This is a genomic window from Luteibacter sp. ME-Dv--P-043b, assembly GCF_030209605.1.
In the GTDB taxonomy this organism is placed as follows: Bacteria; Pseudomonadota; Gammaproteobacteria; order Xanthomonadales; family Rhodanobacteraceae; genus Luteibacter.
On record NZ_JARVRT010000008.1, the window covers coordinates 196,950 to 213,286 of the forward strand.

The following is a 16,337-nucleotide window of genomic DNA, read 5'->3' on the forward strand; positions in this document are numbered from 1 at the left end:
AAATGACATCTGGCGGCATCGGACGATGGAAGGCGGCGTGCGTGGCGAGTGCCCTCGCCCTGTTCGGCGGGGCGGCATGGGCCAACCCGGAACCGAACCAGCTCAACATGACCAAGGGGGTCAGCGAGTGGTCGCCCTATGCCATGCACATGGTGGCCCTGTGGGTCTGCGTGGTCATCGGCATCATCGTCTTCGGCGCGATGTTCGTGGCGATGTTCCGCTTCCGCAAGTCGCGCGGTGCCGTGGCCGAGAAGTGGTCGCACAGCACGCGGCTGGAGATCGTCTGGACGGTCATCCCCGTCATCATCCTGGTCTTCCTGGCTAACCTCGCCACGGGGGGCCTGACCTCGTTCGCCGACACCACCGGCGCCGAGATGACCATCAAGGTCACCGGTTACCAGTGGAAGTGGCGCTACGACTACGTCGACTACAAGGGCAAGGGAGTCGACAAGGTCGGCTTCATGTCCAAGCTGGAAGAAACCTCGGACCGTACCCGCCAGCTTCGTTCCAACCTCGACCCGGGCAAGATCCAGGTCGACGGCTACCAGACCTACCTGCTCGACGTGGACAAGCCGCTGGTGGTCCCCGTGCACACCAAGATCCGCTTCATCATCGTCGGCGGCGACGTCATCCACTCCTGGTGGGTGCCGGCGCTGGGCTGGAAGATGGACGCCATTCCGGGCATCGCCAACGCCGCCTGGACCAACATCAAGGAGCCGGGTGTGTACCGCGGCCAGTGCGCCGAACTGTGCGGCCAGGACCACGGCTTCATGCCGATCGTGGTCAAGGCCGTGCCCAAGGCGGAATTCGAACAGTGGCTGGCGACACAGGAAGACGAGGCACGGGTCCGCAAGGCCGCCGCGACCGCCCAGAACGCCCCCGCCCCGGTCCCCCAGGGTTAACCCGCTCAAGCATTCGGTAGAGGTTCAAGGTTATGGCCCACGCAGCCACCCACGACCACCACGATCACCACGGGGCCCCGAAGGGGTTCTTCCAGCGATGGGTGATGTCCACCAACCACAAGGACATCGGTACGCTGTACCTGATCTTCTCGCTGACGATGTTCTTCATCGGCGGCGCCTTCGCGATGGTCATCCGCGCGGAGCTGTTCAAGCCGGGCATGCAGCTGGTGCAGCCGTATTTCTTCAATGAAATGACGACCATGCACGCGCTGGTGATGATCTTCGGCGCGATCATGCCGTCGTTCGTCGGCCTGGCCAACTGGATGATCCCGCTGATGGTGGGCGCGCCGGACATGGCCCTGCCGCGCATGAACAACCTCTCGTTCTGGATCATGCCGTTCGCGTTCATCCTGCTGCTGTCCACCCTGTTCATGCCGGGCGGCGGCCCTGCCGGCGGCTGGACCATGTACCCGCCGCTGTCGCTGCAGGGCGAGTCCATCGCGTACACCATCTTCGCCGTCCACCTGATGGGCATCAGCTCGATCATGGGTGCGATCAACATCATCGCCACCATCCTCAACATGCGCGCGCCCGGCATGGACCTGCTGAAGATGCCGGTGTTCGTGTGGAGCTGGCTGATCACGGCGTTCCTGCTGATCGCGGTGATGCCGGTGCTGGCCGGCGCAGTCACCATGCTGCTGACCGACAAGTACTTCCATACCAACTTCTTCAATGCCGCGGGCGGCGGCGACCCGGTGCTGTTCCAGCACATCTTCTGGTTCTTCGGGCATCCCGAGGTCTACATCATGATCCTGCCGGCGTTCGGGATCATCTCCGAGATCATCCCGACCTTCGCCCGCAAGCCGATCTTCGGCTATCGCGCCATGGTGTTCGCCATCGCCTCCATCGCCTTCCTCTCGTTCATCGTCTGGGCGCACCACATGTTCGCCGTGGGCCTGCCGATGGGCGCGGAGATCTTCTTCATGTACGCCACGATGCTCATCGCGGTGCCCACGGGGGTCAAGGTCTTCAACTGGGTGTCGACGATGTGGGGCGGCTCGATGACCTTCGAGACGCCGATGCTGTTCGCCATCGCGTTCGTCATCCTGTTCACCATCGGCGGGTTCTCCGGCCTGATGCTGGCCCTGGCGCCGGCGGACTTCCAGTACCACGACACCTATTTCGTCGTGGCCCACTTCCACTACGTGCTGGTGACCGGCGCCGCGTTCTCGATCATGGCCGCCGCGTACTACTGGATGCCCAAGTGGTCGGGCAACATGTACAGCGAGACCTGGGGCAAGATCCACTTCTGGTCCAGCGTCATCTCGGTCAACGTGCTGTTCTTCCCGCAGCATTTCCTCGGCCTGGCCGGCATGCCGCGCCGCATTCCCGATTACAACGTGGCCTTCGCCAACTTCAACATGATCAGCTCGATCGGCGGCTTCTGGTTCGGCGCCTCGCAGCTGATCTTCCTGGGCGTCGTGGTGCACTGCGTGTTCTTCTCGAAGAAGCGCGCGGCCGACCGGTCGTGGGAAGGGGCCCGGGGCCTGGAGTGGACCGTGCCGTCGCCGGCGCCGTTCCATACCTTCGACGTGCCGCCGGTCATCCACGACGATGAACTGGCCCACGGCAACACGGAACACTGATCGATGCAGGGCGTCACGGACATCGCCATGGAGGCGCGCCGCCGGCGCGCACGCCGCACGGCCCTGATCGCGGGCGGTTTCGCGATCGCGGTCTTCCTCCTTTCGATCGTACAGATGCTCCGGGTCTGATCGGCTAACACGCGACATCCACGGGAAACCACCATGGGTCACCAGCAACAAGACGTCTACTTCGTACCGAGCAAGAGCTACTGGCCGATCGTGGCCGCGGTGTCCATGTTCGTGACGGTGTTCGGTGCCGCGCACTGGCTGAACGCGCAACCCGGTGAGGGCAGCACGTTCGGCAAGCCGCTGTTCTGGATCGGCATCGTGATGATCCTGGGCATGTTCTTCGGCTGGTTCCGCTCGGTGATCCGCGAGTCGCTGGCGGGCAACTACAACAGCCAGGTGGATCGTTCGTTCCGCATGGGCATGATGTGGTTCATCTTCTCCGAAGTGATGTTCTTCGGCGCGTTCTTCGGCGCCCTGTTCTACGCGCGCATCTTCTCGGTGCCCTGGCTGGGCGGCGAAGGCCACGGCGTGCTCACCCACCAGTTCGTCTGGCAGGGTTACGAGGCATCGTGGGGCGCCAACGGTGGTGGCGGCCCGCAGAAGATCGGCGGCTCGTTCCAGACCATCGCTGCGTGGGGCCTGCCGCTGCTCAACACGCTGATCCTGCTGTCCTCGGGCGTCACCATCACCATCGCGCACCATGCGCTGAAGGCCGGCCATCGCAAGCCCCTGCTGATCGGACTTGGCGCCACCGTGCTGCTGGGCTGCCTGTTCCTGTGGTTCCAGGCGCACGAGTACGCGGAAGCGTACGAGCACTTCAACCTCACGCTGGGCAGCGGTGTCTACGGCGCCACGTTCTTCATGCTCACCGGCTTCCACGGTATGCACGTGACGTTGGGCACGATCATGCTGGCGATCATCTGGCTGCGCTGCGCCAAGGGTCACTTCAGCAAGGACGACCACTTCGGCTTCGAGGCCGTGGCCTGGTACTGGCATTTCGTCGACGTGGTCTGGCTGGCGCTCTTTCTGTTCGTCTACGTGCTCTAAGAAAGCGCTGACACGTCTGTCGGCGCTGCCCTGACGGCCTCTGCGTAAGCCTCGCTCTAAACTCTCCGTGCGCCTTCATGACGAAGGTCGCCCTCAGCACTCACGGAGAGTACCCATGACACGGAAAGTCACCGCGCGCCTGTCGCGCTGGTCCATGATCCTGCTTTCGCTCGGCTTCGTCTCGGGCGTCGCCGCGGCCGAAGCGCCCCTGCTGTCCTCGGCCAGCGACGCGCGTTTTCGCGCCGTCGGCCTGATCGATGCGCCTGACGGTGGCACGTGCACCGGCGCCATCGTCGCCGGGTCCGAGTCTCCCTACGGCAGCCGTCCGGCGCTGCTGCTCACGGCGGGTCACTGCGTGCTCGGGCGGGAGCTCGTCCCCAACCAGGTGCTGGTCGACGAAGCCGCCCCGTCCGGTTACCGCTTCACCCCCGCGTATTTCCAGGACGCGCAGGCCGTGCACCGGCCTGTCGGCGTCGAGCGCATCCTGTATGCCACGACGAAGGGCATGGATATCGCGGTACTTCGCCTGTCGGTGTCCTACGGCGAACTGGCCGCCATCGGCATCACCCCGCTGGTTCCGTCCGCGCCCGGCATCATCGGCACGCTCCCGGTGGATCTGCCGCAGATTCCCGCCAACGACGTACCGCTCGACGAACGGTTCCTGCGCCTGTCCACCTGCGAGGCCAGCGAGCCGGTACGGCTGTTCGAGGGTGAGCGCTTCTTCCTTCGTGAATCGGCTACCGACTGCGCGGGCGTCGCGGGCGGCTCGTCCGGTTCGCCGGTGCTGCGCCGTGGTACCTCGCAGATCGTGGGTGTACTCGGCACGATGGTCGACCCGCGCTTCGACGGTTGCGGTTTCGATCGTCCATGCGAATTGACCGGCAGGCAGCCCTTCTCGCGGGCGGGAGCCAGCTATCTGAGCCTTGTGGCCCCCCTGCGCAATGCCTTGCTTGCCAGCGGCGACTGGAACCCGCAGTGGCTGGACTCTGGCAACGGCGTGGCCCTGCAACGCACCATCGGCCAGTACACGCGCAGCCAGGTCGTGGAAGAGGGCGAGGTCACGCCCGCCCGCTGGGGTATCGTCGTCAGCGACGACACGCGCTGGATTCGCTATAAACACGGCGATGCGGCCACCACGGACTGCGCCAGCCTCGACGGGTACAGTGCCCCGGCACTCGCGCGCGAGCAGCCGATGGACCGGCTTCCGGTCGGACCGGCGGAAGGCGTCTACGCCATGTGTGTCCTGGGCCAGCTCGATATCGACAACGACTGGCAGTCGCCCGAGCGCGCCAGTGTGATGTTGCGCGTGATCGACGACACCGCGCCGACCGCCACGCCACGGCCCGCCGTTCACAACGAGAGCGACGCCGCCTGGATCGTCAAGATCCACAGCCCGTACGTGTCGCCGCCCATCGTCAAGGTCGGCCGCCTCCATGCCACGGACTGCAACGACGAAGGCAACTATCGCGAGCTGACGTCGCTGTTCCTCAGCCTGCCCAAGTCCAAGGGTCCGCTCCGTGTCTGTGCGAAGGGCTCCGACGAAGCGGGCAACGTGTCTCCGGTGGGTACCCTGGACCTGCTGCCACCCGCGGCCGACTGATCCGGCGGTCTAACGCAGGAAGAGACGGTAGGCCGGATTGTCCGTCTCTTCCCGGTACGGGTAGCCGAGGCGATCGAGGAAGCACGTCAGTTCCCGATCGTCCCCGGCGCCCGCTTGAATGCCGACCAGGGTCGAACTGTAGTCGGCGCCCTGGTTCCGGTAGTGGAACAGGCTGATGTTCCAGCTGGGCGACATGGAGCGCAAAAAACGCATCAAGGCGCCGGGGCGTTCGGGGAAGGCGAAGCGAAACAGACGCTCGTCGTGCGCTGCAGCGGATCGGCCGCCCACCATGTGGCGGATATGCTGCGTGGAAAGTTCATCGTTACCCAGGCCGACCACGGCGAATCCCGCCGCTTCGAACACCGCGGCCAGCGCCGCTTCTTCGGCGGGCTCATCGATCTCCACGCCCACGAAGATCCGTGCACGGTCGTGGCTGTCCATCCGGTAGTTGAATTCGGTGACGTTACGGTTGCCGACCAGTTCGCAGAAATGCAGGAAGCTGCCGCGTTCCTCGGGGATGCTCACCGCGAACAGCGCCTCGCGCGATTCACCCACCGCCGCACGCTCGGCGATGAATCGTATCCGGTCGATATTGAGGTTGGCGCCGGAGACGATGGCCACCAGCGTCAGTCGTGCGGCGTCGGCATCAGCGGTGCACCGCGCCGCGTAACGACGCGCTCCTGCCACCGCGAGGGCGCCCGCTGGTTCCACGAAACGCCGTGTGTCCTGGTAGATGTCCTTGATGGCGCGGCACACCTCGTCCGTGTCGACCAGGATCACCTCGTCCAGGTAGGCCTTGCACAGGCGAAAGGTTTCCTCACCCACCAGTTTCACGGCCGTGCCGTCCGAGAACAGCCCGACGTCGGATAGCTCGAGCCGGTGGCCGGCGTCGATCGAGCGCGCCATGGCACAGGAATCCTGCGTCTGTACCCCGACGACGCGGATGTCGGGTCGCAGCGCTTTTACATAGGTGGCGATGCCGGCGGCGAGACTGCCGCCCCCGATCGGCACGAAGATCGCGTCGATGGGTCCCTGGTGCTCACTCAGGATTTCCATCGCCACCGTGCCCTGCCCGGCGATGACGTCGGCATCGTCGAAGGCGGGTATGAAGGTCATGCCGCGTTCGCTTTGAAGCCGCACTGCATGGGCGTAGGCGTCGCTATAAGAGTCGCCGGCCTTGATGACCTGCACGGTGGGGCCGCCAAAGCGGCGCGTGGCGGCCACCTTCACCTGCGGCGCCGTCTCAGGGACGACGATGACAGCAGGAATGCCCAGCTTCGCCGCCGACCAGGCCACGCCCTGGGCATGATTGCCCGCGGACGCGGTGATGATGCCGCGGGCCAGCACCTCGGGAGAGAGCCGGCTGATCCGGTTATAGGCGCCACGCAGCTTGAACGACGACACCGGTTGTGTGTCCTCGCGCTTGAGCAGGATGTCGTGTCCCAGTTGCTCGGACAGCACCGTGGCGTGCTGCAGCTCCGTTCGCCGAGCCACGTCGTAGACGCGCGCGGTGAGGACCAGGCGGAGGTAATCCGAGGCGTCGCGAAGCGGTTCGTCCTGGCTGGCCTGGCGTGGTGCGGGTAGGGACATGCGGTACGTCTCCGGACGATGCGTTTTTTCCGGAGGCGGTCATGAAAAACCCGCCTCGGTAGGGCGGGTTGTCGGTCACCTTGCGCGCGTGATTCAACCCACCATCAGGGGATGGCGATGCTAATCAGCGTAATGAGTGCCACGGCGCGGTTCATGGTTCGATCCTCGCGCGCAGTTGCCGACCTGTCAACCAACACCCTCGGGAGCCTTGGCTATTCGTCATTGACGTATGTACGTCATTGACGCACGATTCGATCATCGCGTCAGGGAGCTTTGCCATGAACACCTTCTTCGAAGACCTGCTGGAAAGCGTCCAGGAAATGGACGGCATCCTCCGTGGCGAGCGGAAGGCGTCGCGCATGTTCCACGTCGATCCAGCCGCCATCCGGCAGCTGCGCGAAACCACGGGTCTGTCCCAGGCGAAGTTCGCGCTGCTGCTGGATGTCGACGTGGGTACGCTGCGTAACTGGGAGCAGGGGCGGCGTGCGCCTACCGGCCCGGCCCGGGCGCTGTTGCGCGCCATCGGCAAGGACCCCCACAACGTCCTGGCCGCCCTGGCCTGATCGTCCTTGCGGCACCGATTGCCGCACCGCGCCTTGGCCCCCCGGCCACGCGCGCTAGAATTGACCGACCCCGTGGGGGTGTAGCCACCCCATGAAGATGCCCAGCGCCACCATGGCGATGAGCAGCAACGAGAGTCCGATCCGGCGGGTGAGCGCCCATACGGTGCGCTTGCTCTGGCCCTTGTCGGTCATCATGAAGAACAGGGCCTGCCCGAGGTTGAACAACACCACGAGCAGCAGGATCACCAGCGCATATTTGTAGATGGTTTCCACGTGACGGCTCCGCGCCCTATCGACAATTCGAGTATAGCCGTGGCCACGGGGCGTCTTGCATGACTTTCCTGCGCCGCCCGACGTGGTTCGCTGTCGCACTCACGCTGGTGGGTGTGCTCGCTTTCGTGCGCCTGGGCATGTGGCAGCTGCACCGCGCGGATGAGAAGGACGAACTGCTGCGGCGCTACGCCGCATCCGCCTCGGCGGGCGTGGAAGCCTTCGGTCCCGCCGCCGCACAGCCGCCGGTGGATCGTTATCCCCGGTATGCGGTGAGCGGCAGCTTCCTGCCCGGTCACTATTACCTGCTGGACGACCAGACCCATGCGGGTCGGGTGGGCGTGCACGTGTACGCGCCCTTCGCTCCCCAGGGCAGCGTGCCGTGGCTGCTGGTCGATCTCGGCTTCCTGCCGAAGGAGGGGGGGGGCAACCCGCGGCTGCCGCCGCTTCCCGCCGGCCCCACCACGCTGCGCGGGCTCTATGTGCCGTCGCCCGGTGTCGGGGTAAGGCTCGGGGGCGACCGCCTGCCGGAGCAGCACGGCGCCGAAAAGACCATGGTCTATGTCGACCTCGCCGAGATCGGCCACGACCTGGGGCGCGCGCTGTATCCTCGTGTCCTCCTCCTGGACGCCGATCCGGCCAGCATCTACGCACGCGACTGGACCCCGGGCTTCATGCCGCCCGCCCGCCACCGCGCCTATGCCTTCCAGTGGTTCACCTTCGCCCTCGCGGCGGTGGTGATCTTCGTCCTCCTGCATCGCAAGCGACGCCCGAACCGGCCCCCGTCTTCATGACCGATCCGAACGTATCCCCCCGCACGCCCGGCACCGGCCGGTTCAAGCTCGTGCTGATCATGCTGGTGTTCCTGGCGCCGATCGCCGCGGCCGGACTCCTTACGCTCAGCGGCTGGCAGCCGGAAGGCAAGGGCAACGGACGCCCGATCGTTCCGCAGCGCAGCGTCGCCGATGTCCATGTCGATGTCGCCGGGCGACCGTGGGCCTGGCGCGACAGCGAGCCGCGCCTCACGCTGGTCGCGTTGCCCGGCCCGGGGTGCGCGGCGCAATGCCTGCAGACGCTGGCCCTGATGCGCAACGCCCGCATCGTGCTGAACCGCAACGCCGATCGCCTGCGCCTGCTCTACCTCGGCACGCCACCCACGGCGCCCGGCGCGGAGGGCGTCATGCCTGACTGGGCGATCGGCACCGATGCCGCGAAGGCCTTCGACAGTTTCCGTCCCACCGAGCCGGACACGGTCGCCGCCGTGCTGGTCGAATCCAATGCCACCGCCCTGTCCTGGTATCCCGCGGGCTTCGACCCGAGCGGCCTGCGCAAGGACATGCAGAAGGTGATCCGCTGATGTCTTCCCGTGCCCTGAAAGCCCTGCGCATGCTGGCCCTGCTGGCGGCCTTGTTCGCGTTCTGCATCGTGATGTTCGGTGCCTTCGTGCGCCTGTCCAACGCGGGCCTGTCCTGCCCGGATTGGCCGACGTGCTACGGCAAGGCCACCTGGCCCGGCCACGCCCAGGACATCGCCCGCGCCAACGAGGCCTTCCCGGACCGGCCCTACGAGACGCACAAGGCATGGCGTGAGCAGGTGCATCGCTTCCTCGCCGGCAGCCTCGGCTTCATGGTGCTGGCCATCGCGGTGATGTCGGCGTGGCGCCGGCGCATGGCGGTGGTCGCCGTGCTGGCCTCGGCGGTGTTCGCCGCCGCCGGCGTGGCCATGTACATGCGCGGGGCCTACATGGTGTCCTCGTTGCTGTCCGCGCTGGCCATCGCGTTGCCGCTGGTCGCCGCGGCCACGCTGAGGCGTCCCGGTGCATGGCGCATCGGTGTAGCGGCGCTGGCGGTCATCATCTTCCAGGCCATGCTGGGCATGTGGACGGTCACCCTGCTGCTCAAGCCGATCGTGGTGATGGGCCACCTGCTCGGCGGCCTTGCCACGTTCGCGCTGCTGGCCTGGGCTGCCTTGCGCTGGTGGCGTGTCGGCACACCGGACGATCGCTTCGCCGCGCTGCGCACGCCGGTCGCCGTCGGTATCGCGGTGCTGGTCTGCCAGATCGCGCTGGGTGGCTGGACCAGTTCCAACTACGCGGCGCTGGCCTGCGGCACGGACTTCCCGCAATGCCTCGGGCAGTGGTGGCCGCAGACCGACTTCCCGCAGGCGTTCGTCCTGTGGCGCGGCATCGGCGTGAACTACGAGGGTGGCGTGCTCGACATGGCCGCGCGCAGTGCAATCCAGATGGCGCACCGCATCGGTGCGCTGGTCACCTTCCTCTACCTGGGCTGGCTGTCGCACCGGTTGGCGCGTGGCGGCCTGCGCAAGGTCGGCATCGCCGTGGCGGTGGTGCTGGTGGCCCAGGTGCTGCTGGGCATCGGCAACGTGCACCTGGGCCTGCCGTTGCCGGTGGCCACGGCGCACAATGGCGTGGCCGCACTGCTGCTGTTCACGCTGCTGGCCGCGCTGGCCAGCACGCAGCGACTGCCTGTCACCCCGGAGTTCCCGTGAGCAAAGCCGCGCAATATTTCGAGCTGACCAAGCCGCGCGTCGTCGCGATGCTGGTCTTCTGCGCCGTCATCGGCATGTTCCTGGCCGTGGATGCCGACGGCCGCCGCGTGCTGCCGACGTGGCATGCGGCGTTGTTCGGCACGCTGGGCATCTGGCTGGCGTCCGCATCGGCGGCCGCGTTCAACCACCTGATCGACCAGCGCATCGACAAGCTGATGGCGCGCACCTCGCACCGCCCGCTCGCGACCGGCCAGCTCACCCCGATGCAGGTGTTCGTCTTCGCCATGACACTGGGCATCGTATCGATGCTGGTGCTGGTGTTCCTGGTGAACATGCTGACGGCAGTGCTGACGTTCTTCTCGCTGATCGGCTATGCGGTGGTGTACACCGCCTACCTCAAGCGCGCGACGCCGCAGAACATCGTGATCGGCGGGCTGGCCGGCGCCGCGCCGCCGATGCTGGGCTGGACGGCGGTCACGGGCTCGTTGCACCCCTTCGCGCTGCAATTGCTGCTGATCATCTTCGTGTGGACGCCGCCGCACTTCTGGGCGCTGGCGATCTTCCGCGTCGACGATTACTCCCGCGCGCAGGTGCCGATGCTGCCGGTGACCCACGGCGTGGTGTTCACACGCTGGCACATCCTGTTCTACACGATCCTGCTGTTCGTCGTGACCATGCTGCCGTTCTTCACCGGCATGAGCGGCCTGATCTACCTGTTCGGCGCGGTGATCCTGGGCCTGGGCTTCCTCTGGTACGCCGCGCGCATGTTCAACCCGCCCGACGAACTGTTCGCCATGAAGATGTTCAACTATTCCATCGTGTACCTGATGGTGTTGTTCGCGTTTCTGCTGGCCGACCACTGGCTGGTCGATCCGATCGTGCAGCCCGGTTTCCGCCTCGAGCCCGTCGTCTGACGGGCCGGCCGGTTCACCCGACCTTACGCGTCGGCTTGCCCGACCAGTATCCCGCCAGCATCGAGCCCGACAGGTTGTGCCATACCGAGAACAACGCACCGGGCAGCGCGGCCAGGGGCGAAAAATAGAGCTTGCCGAGCGTCGCGGCCAGTCCGGAGTTCTGCATGCCCACTTCGATGGCCAGGGTGCGGCACGTCGATTCGTCGAAGCCGAACAACCGGCCGCCCCAGTAACCGCCCAACAGCCCCATGGCGTTGTGCAGGATCACGGCGACGACGGTGATCGCGCCCACCGTGGCGATGGACGGCTGGCTGGCGGCGACCACGGCCCCGATCAGGATCAGTACGCAAGTCATCGAGAACAGGGGCAGGCCCGGTTCGATCCGCCGCACGACGCCGCGCAGCGTGTGGTGGACAAGCAGCCCCAGTCCGATCGGTAGCGCCACGATCTGCACGATGCTCACCAGCATCGCCCATGTGTCCGGTGCTACCCGCGTATCCACATACAGCCGCGTGAGCAGCGGCGTGGCGACCACGCCCACCAGTGCCGATACCGACGACAGCGTGACCGACAGTGCGACGTCGCCCTTGGCAAGGTAGATGATGACGTTGGAGGCGGTGCCACTGGCGACACTGCCCACGAGGATCATGCCCGCGGCGAGGTCCGGCGGCATGGCGAACGCGCGGGTCAGTGCCCAGGCGGCCAGCGGCATCACCAGGTAATGCAGGAAAGTGCCGGCGAGCACCGGCAGCGGGCGTAGCAGCACGCGCCTGAAATCGTCGAGGCTCAAGGTCACGCCCATGCCGAACATCACCAGCATGAGCAGCGGGACGATCCATGCGCCCGCCGGCAGGAACACCCCGGGGTGCAGGTAGGCGACCAGTGAGACGACGATCGCCCAGAGCGGGAAGAGACGGGTGACCCACGCGAGCAGGGAGCGATGGCCGCCGGTCATGGCATCCCGTGCATCCAGGTCGCCACGGCGTCGGGGTGTTCCAGGTGCAGGTGATGGCCGCCGTCCATGTGGGTCACCTCGATATGGTCGACGCAGTCGATGCGCACCTGCAGGGCCTCGGGTTCGAGGTAGGGCGGATGCGGACGCGCGAGCAGCAACGAGGTCGGCGCGGCAAGACCCAGCAGCAGCGACATGATCTGCGTCTCGGCGAGGCGGATGGCGGTAGGGCGTGACAGGCGCGGATCGCTGCGCCAGCTGTAGCCGCCATCGACCTCGCGCAGGCCGCGTTCGACGATCGGGCGGGCCAGTTCGGCATCGAGGCCGCTGGCCAGCGCGCGGGCCCGTGTGGCGTCGTCGATGGCGGGAAAGACGCGCAGCGGCCGGTTGCCTTCGGGTCTCGGCGCCATCGCTTCACGGAACCGGTCCAGGGTGCGCGAGCCGTCGTCGCCCAGGGGCCCCAGGCCTTCGATCAACGCCAGTGCCCGCACGCGCTCCGGGGCCGCGATGGCGACCATGGTGGCCACGCCCGCGCCCAGCGAATGGCCGAGCAGGTGGAAGCGGGGCAGGGCCAGTGCATCGACCGCCAGCAGCACCGCGCGTGCGTAGTCGTGATGGGTATAGGTGGCGCTCTCGGGCAGGTGATCCGAATGCCCGTGGCCGGGAAGGTCCAGGGCGATCACGTGGAAACGATCCGCGAGTAACGGCCCAAGCCGCGCGAAGCTGGCCGCGTTGTCGAGCCAGCCATGGAGGGCGACCAGCGGTGCCGCGTCCGGCTCGCCCCAGCTCATGCCGCCCAGTTCCATTCCGGGAAGGGCGATACGCAGCTCACGCATCGGCGTGGGCCTTGCGGGCGCGTTCGCGCGAGGCGGCCAGGCGCCCGGCCACGGCCGCCGCGTCGTAGTCCTCGGCGAACTCCGGCCAGCCCTGCGTGTGCCGCAGCACCAGGTCCGCGATGGCACCCACATGGTCGGGGCGCGCGTTGAGGCAGGGGATGTAGTGGAGTGTCTCGCCACCCGCCTCGCGGAAGAAATCGGCATTCTGCATGGCGATTTCCTCCAGCGTTTCCAGGCAGTCCACGGCGAAGCCCGGGCTGATCGCGTCGATCCGCTTCACGCCCTGGGCGCCCAGCGACTTCACCATCTCGTCGGTGTACGGATGCAGCCAGCGCTCGCGTCCCACGCGCGACTGGAAGCTCATCGGCGCCTGCTCGGGCGTGAGCCCGAGGGCTTCGCGCAGCAGGCGCGCGGTGGCATGGGCCTGGCAGAAGTAGGGATCGCCATTGCGCACGTAACGCTCGGGAATGCCGTGGAAGCTCATCAGCAGGCGCTCGCCCTGACCGTGGCGTTGCCAATGCTCGCGCACGCTGGCGGCCAGGGCGGCGATGTAGGCGGGCTCGTCGTGGTAATCGTTGACCTGCCGCAGTTCCGGCGGCCAGCGCAGGCCCTTGATCGTATCGGCCACGGCGTCGAAGACGCTGCCCGTGGAGGTCGCGGAATACTGCGGATACAGCGGCAGCACGAGCAACCGGCGGACGCCCTCGCGCTGCAACTGCGCGATGGTGGCGGCCACGCTGGGCCGACCGTAGCGCATGGCCAGCGCCACGCGGATGGGCCCGCTGCGACGGCGGCCGAGCTCGGCCTGCAGGGCGGCGGCCAGTGCCTCGCTGCCCGTGCGCAGGGGTGAGCCCTCGGGAGTCCACGCACGCGAATAGGCGTGGGCGGAGCGCTTGGGGCGCACCCGCAGGATCACGCCGTGCAGGATCGCCTTCCACAGCAGTCGCGGGTACTCGATGACCCGCGGATCGCCGAGGAATTCGGCCAGATAGGGGCGTACGGCCGCCGCGGTGGGGGCTTCAGGTGTACCGAGATTAACCAGCAGCACACCGGCCTGGGGCACGGTGTCGTGGGAATAGCCGGCAAGGCCGGTATAGTTTGGTGAACCAGGCATCGGTGTCCGGCATTCGCGAGGATCGTCGCAGTCTGCCATATGCCGGGGTGTCGAGGCCTGTAGTCCCTGTCGCACCCGCTGCCATTCCGCGTCACGAAAGGAGCCACCCGATGTCATCTCGTCCGTTTCGCCTGCTCGCCCTGGGCCTGCTCGCCCTGCTGCCGTCGCTGGCCGTCCAGGCCGCCGATCCGCCGCGCAAACAGGCGCGCGAGGCCGTGCGGGTGCTGTCCGAAATGATGGACGACGCCCCGGACAAATCGCTGCCGGCCGACCTGCTCAGGAACGCGCGCGCCATCGCCATCATCCCGGGCATGGTCAAGGGCGGCTTCGTGTTCTCCGGTTCCAAGGGCGAAGGCCTGATCTCGATCAAGACGCACGACGGTACCTGGTCCAATCCCAACTTCATCTCGGTGGGTGGTGCCGGCGTCGGCTTCCAGGCCGGTATCCAGTCCACCGATGTCATCCTCGTTTTCCGCACCGATCGCGGCATCGACGGCATCATCAACGGCAAGTTCACGATGGGTGCCAACGCCTCCGCGGCGGCGGGCCCGGTCGGTCGCTCTGCGACGGCGGCCACCGATGGCCAGATGAAGGCCGAGATCTACACCTATTCGCGCGCCAAGGGCCTGTTCGCCGGTGTCGCGTTGGATGGCAGCCGCATCGCCATCGACGAGGACACCAACGAGCAGATCTACGGCCCCGGCATCACGCCGCGTCGCATTTTCGAAGGCGGCGTGACAAACGTCCCCAGCGAAGTAGTCGATTTCAGGGATAAGCTGGAGGAGTACACTAACCGCTGATCGTCGTCCCAACCCGTTGCGCCGCGTGGCGCGCGGGCCGTCCCACCGGCTCCCAGAGCGGGGCCTGAGAGGTTTTCATGAGCATTACCCACATCGTCCTCCTGCTGCTCGTCGTCGTGCTCATCTTCGGCACGCGTAAGCTGCGCAACATCGGCTCGGACCTGGGCGGTGCCATGCGCGACTTCAAGAAGGGCCTGGACGGCGACGAAGAAGCACGGGCGGCCCGCGAGCGCGAAGACAAACTGCGCGCCGATCCGCCGCCGGTCACCCCGGTGCCGCCGACCCACACCGAAACCGTCGAGCCGCGCGACCGCACTCCGTGATCCCGGCGGCGCCATGATCGAGATCAGCTTCGGTAAATTGCTGCTGCTCGCGGTAGTGGCGCTCATCGTGCTCGGCCCCGAGCGCCTGCCCCATGCCGCGCGCACGGCGGGCGCCCTGCTGCGGCGCATGCGCAACGGCTGGGACAGCGTGAAGTCCGAAGTCGAGCGGGAGATCCAGGCCGAGGAAATCAAGCGCACCCTGCGCGAGACGGCCGAGCACGCCCGGGCCACCCACGACAGCGTGCGCGATGACATCCGTGCCGCTGGTAACAGCGTCCGCGAGGATTTCCGCGCCGCGGCGGGCGAGGCTCGGCAGGCCGGGGAGCAGGCGCGCGACGCCTTTACCGAGCCGCAGGTAGCCCATGCCGAGGGCCGCGTGCCCGATCCGGCACGCGACATGCTCCCCCTGGCCTACGGCGAATCCACGCCGCCCCGGAACGAACCACATGAGCCCCGTTGACACCGGCCCCTCCAGCGACGACGTCGTCGAAGAAGGCCTGTTCTCCCACCTGATCGAACTGCGCTCCCGCCTGCTGCGCGCTATCGTCGTCCTGCTGGTGGTGTTGCTGGCACTCGTACCCGTGGCCAACCACCTCTACGCCGAACTGGCCAAGCCACTGGTCGAGCGCATGCCGCAGGGCGCGCACCTGATCGCCACGGAGGTGGCCAGCCCGTTCGTCACGCCGTTGAAACTGGCGTTCTTCTGCGCGCTGTTCATCAGCATGCCGATGATCCTCTACCAGCTGTGGGCCTTCGTCAGCCCCGGGCTGTACCGGCACGAAAAGCGCCTGGCCCGGCCGTTGCTGGTGGCGTCGCTGGTGCTGTTCTACTCAGGCTGCGCGTTCGCCTATTTCGTCGTGTTGCCGGCGGCGTTCAAGTTCCTCAATGCGGTCACGCCCGATGGCGTCGCGATGATGACCGACATCACGCATTACCTCGATTTCGTCATGCTGATGTTCTTCGCCTTCGGCCTGTGCTTCGAAGTGCCGGTGGCGGTGGTCATCCTGGCCGCGATCGGCGTCGTGGATGCGGAAAAACTCAGCAAGGGCCGGGGCTACGCCATCGTCGGCGCGTTCGCCATCGCGGCGTTCATTACGCCGCCGGACCTGCTGTCCATGGTGATGCTGGCCGTGCCCATGTGCATCCTCTACGAGCTCGGGCTGCTGGCCGTGAAGTTCCTGCTCAAGCCCGCGCCGGCGGACCCCATCGCCTGACCCGGCGGCCCGCATCGCGCGCGGCTGCGGCGCGGTGCGCGTCATGGCC

19 protein-coding genes are annotated in these 16,337 nt (G+C 66.9%); 14 read left to right on the top strand and 5 right to left on the bottom strand.

Annotation, left to right across the window (positions count from 1 at the left end; translation table 11 throughout):
- Positions 1-2 precede the first annotated feature (2 nt).
- The 5 genes from coxB (at position 3) to QRN34_RS05845 (ending at position 5,204) form a co-directional block, all read left to right on the top strand.
- A complete protein-coding gene (gene coxB / locus QRN34_RS05825) occupies positions 3-902 on the top strand; it encodes a cytochrome c oxidase subunit II (protein WP_036139341.1) in 900 nt (299 codons plus the stop codon).
- A gap of 32 nt (positions 903-934) precedes the next feature.
- Complete coding sequence (gene ctaD / locus QRN34_RS05830) at positions 935-2,548, top strand: cytochrome c oxidase subunit I (protein WP_285402846.1); 1,614 nt, start codon at positions 935-937, stop codon at positions 2,546-2,548.
- 3 nt (positions 2,549-2,551) lie between these two features.
- Positions 2,552-2,677, top strand: coding sequence for a hypothetical protein (locus QRN34_RS05835; RefSeq protein ID WP_255349634.1), 126 nt, complete (start codon positions 2,552-2,554; stop codon positions 2,675-2,677).
- Between the two features lie 33 nt (positions 2,678-2,710).
- The gene (locus QRN34_RS05840) at positions 2,711-3,604 is read left to right on the top strand and encodes a cytochrome c oxidase subunit 3 (RefSeq protein ID WP_285402848.1); all 894 of its coding nucleotides are present in this window, start codon (positions 2,711-2,713) and stop codon (positions 3,602-3,604) included.
- A gap of 115 nt (positions 3,605-3,719) precedes the next feature.
- On the top strand, positions 3,720-5,204 hold the full coding sequence (locus QRN34_RS05845) for a trypsin-like peptidase domain-containing protein (RefSeq protein ID WP_285402850.1): 1,485 nt from the start codon (positions 3,720-3,722) through the stop codon (positions 5,202-5,204).
- Positions 5,205-5,213: 9 nt separating this feature from the next.
- Here QRN34_RS05845 and ilvA read toward each other — a convergent pair whose 3' ends face one another.
- Positions 5,214-6,794: a threonine ammonia-lyase, biosynthetic gene (gene ilvA, locus QRN34_RS05850; protein WP_285402852.1), complete on the bottom strand. Its 1,581-nt coding sequence runs from the start codon at positions 6,792-6,794 to the stop codon at positions 5,214-5,216.
- Between the two features lie 278 nt (positions 6,795-7,072).
- On the opposite strand from ilvA, the gene QRN34_RS05855 reads away from it, so the two are divergent.
- Complete coding sequence (locus tag QRN34_RS05855) at positions 7,073-7,357, top strand: helix-turn-helix domain-containing protein (RefSeq protein ID WP_285402854.1); 285 nt, start codon at positions 7,073-7,075, stop codon at positions 7,355-7,357.
- Between the two features lie 54 nt (positions 7,358-7,411).
- On the opposite strand, the gene QRN34_RS05860 is transcribed toward QRN34_RS05855, so the two are convergent.
- Positions 7,412-7,630, bottom strand: coding sequence for a twin transmembrane helix small protein (locus tag QRN34_RS05860; protein ID WP_036139356.1), 219 nt, complete (start codon positions 7,628-7,630; stop codon positions 7,412-7,414).
- 59 nt (positions 7,631-7,689) lie between these two features.
- Here QRN34_RS05860 and QRN34_RS05865 point away from each other — a divergent pair, with 59 nt between their 5' ends.
- From QRN34_RS05865 to cyoE, 4 genes are read left to right on the top strand one after another with little or no spacing between them, the layout of a single operon-like run.
- Positions 7,690-8,421, top strand: a complete 732-nt coding sequence (locus QRN34_RS05865) for an SURF1 family protein (protein ID WP_285402858.1) — start codon at positions 7,690-7,692, stop codon at positions 8,419-8,421.
- Entirely contained in the window at positions 8,418-8,984 is a 567-nt protein-coding gene (locus tag QRN34_RS05870; protein WP_285402860.1) for a hypothetical protein, read from the top strand. The genes QRN34_RS05865 and QRN34_RS05870 overlap by 4 nt, the downstream gene beginning before the upstream one ends.
- Positions 8,984-10,135, top strand: a complete 1,152-nt coding sequence (locus tag QRN34_RS05875; RefSeq protein WP_285402862.1) for a COX15/CtaA family protein — start codon at positions 8,984-8,986, stop codon at positions 10,133-10,135. The genes QRN34_RS05870 and QRN34_RS05875 overlap by 1 nt, the downstream gene beginning before the upstream one ends.
- On the top strand, positions 10,132-11,049 hold the full coding sequence (gene cyoE, locus QRN34_RS05880; protein ID WP_036139362.1) for a heme o synthase: 918 nt from the start codon (positions 10,132-10,134) through the stop codon (positions 11,047-11,049). Before QRN34_RS05875 ends, cyoE begins: the two co-directional genes overlap by 4 nt.
- A 13-nt stretch (positions 11,050-11,062) precedes the next feature.
- Here cyoE and QRN34_RS05885 read toward each other — a convergent pair whose 3' ends face one another.
- Genes QRN34_RS05885 through hemH form a run of 3 tightly spaced genes read right to left on the bottom strand, consistent with a single transcriptional unit; the run spans position 11,063 to position 13,951 of the window.
- A complete protein-coding gene (locus tag QRN34_RS05885) occupies positions 11,063-11,983 on the bottom strand; it encodes a bile acid:sodium symporter family protein (protein ID WP_036143812.1) in 921 nt (306 codons plus the stop codon).
- Positions 11,984-12,000: 17 nt separating this feature from the next.
- Positions 12,001-12,837: an alpha/beta hydrolase gene (locus QRN34_RS05890; protein ID WP_285402864.1), complete on the bottom strand. Its 837-nt coding sequence runs from the start codon at positions 12,835-12,837 to the stop codon at positions 12,001-12,003.
- Positions 12,830-13,951 (bottom strand): ferrochelatase, encoded by a 1,122-nt coding sequence (gene hemH / locus QRN34_RS05895; RefSeq protein ID WP_285402866.1) that lies wholly within the window; start codon positions 13,949-13,951, stop codon positions 12,830-12,832. Before hemH ends, QRN34_RS05890 begins: the two co-directional genes overlap by 8 nt.
- 110 nt (positions 13,952-14,061) lie before the next feature.
- Here hemH and QRN34_RS05900 point away from each other — a divergent pair, with 110 nt between their 5' ends.
- The 4 genes from QRN34_RS05900 to tatC all read left to right on the top strand — a co-directional run bounded on the left by QRN34_RS05900 (position 14,062) and on the right by tatC (position 16,288).
- Complete coding sequence (locus tag QRN34_RS05900; protein ID WP_036139369.1) at positions 14,062-14,751, top strand: lipid-binding SYLF domain-containing protein; 690 nt, start codon at positions 14,062-14,064, stop codon at positions 14,749-14,751.
- A gap of 77 nt (positions 14,752-14,828) precedes the next feature.
- On the top strand, positions 14,829-15,074 hold the full coding sequence (gene tatA, locus QRN34_RS05905; protein WP_285402869.1) for a twin-arginine translocase TatA/TatE family subunit: 246 nt from the start codon (positions 14,829-14,831) through the stop codon (positions 15,072-15,074).
- Between the two features lie 13 nt (positions 15,075-15,087).
- The gene (gene tatB, locus QRN34_RS05910) at positions 15,088-15,534 is read left to right on the top strand and encodes a Sec-independent protein translocase protein TatB (protein ID WP_285402871.1); all 447 of its coding nucleotides are present in this window, start codon (positions 15,088-15,090) and stop codon (positions 15,532-15,534) included.
- Positions 15,521-16,288 carry a twin-arginine translocase subunit TatC gene (gene tatC, locus QRN34_RS05915; protein ID WP_285402873.1) on the top strand — a complete coding sequence of 256 codons (768 nt, stop codon included), beginning with the start codon at positions 15,521-15,523 and terminating at the stop codon, positions 16,286-16,288. Before tatB ends, tatC begins: the two co-directional genes overlap by 14 nt.
- The last annotated feature ends 49 nt before the right edge of the window (positions 16,289-16,337 follow it).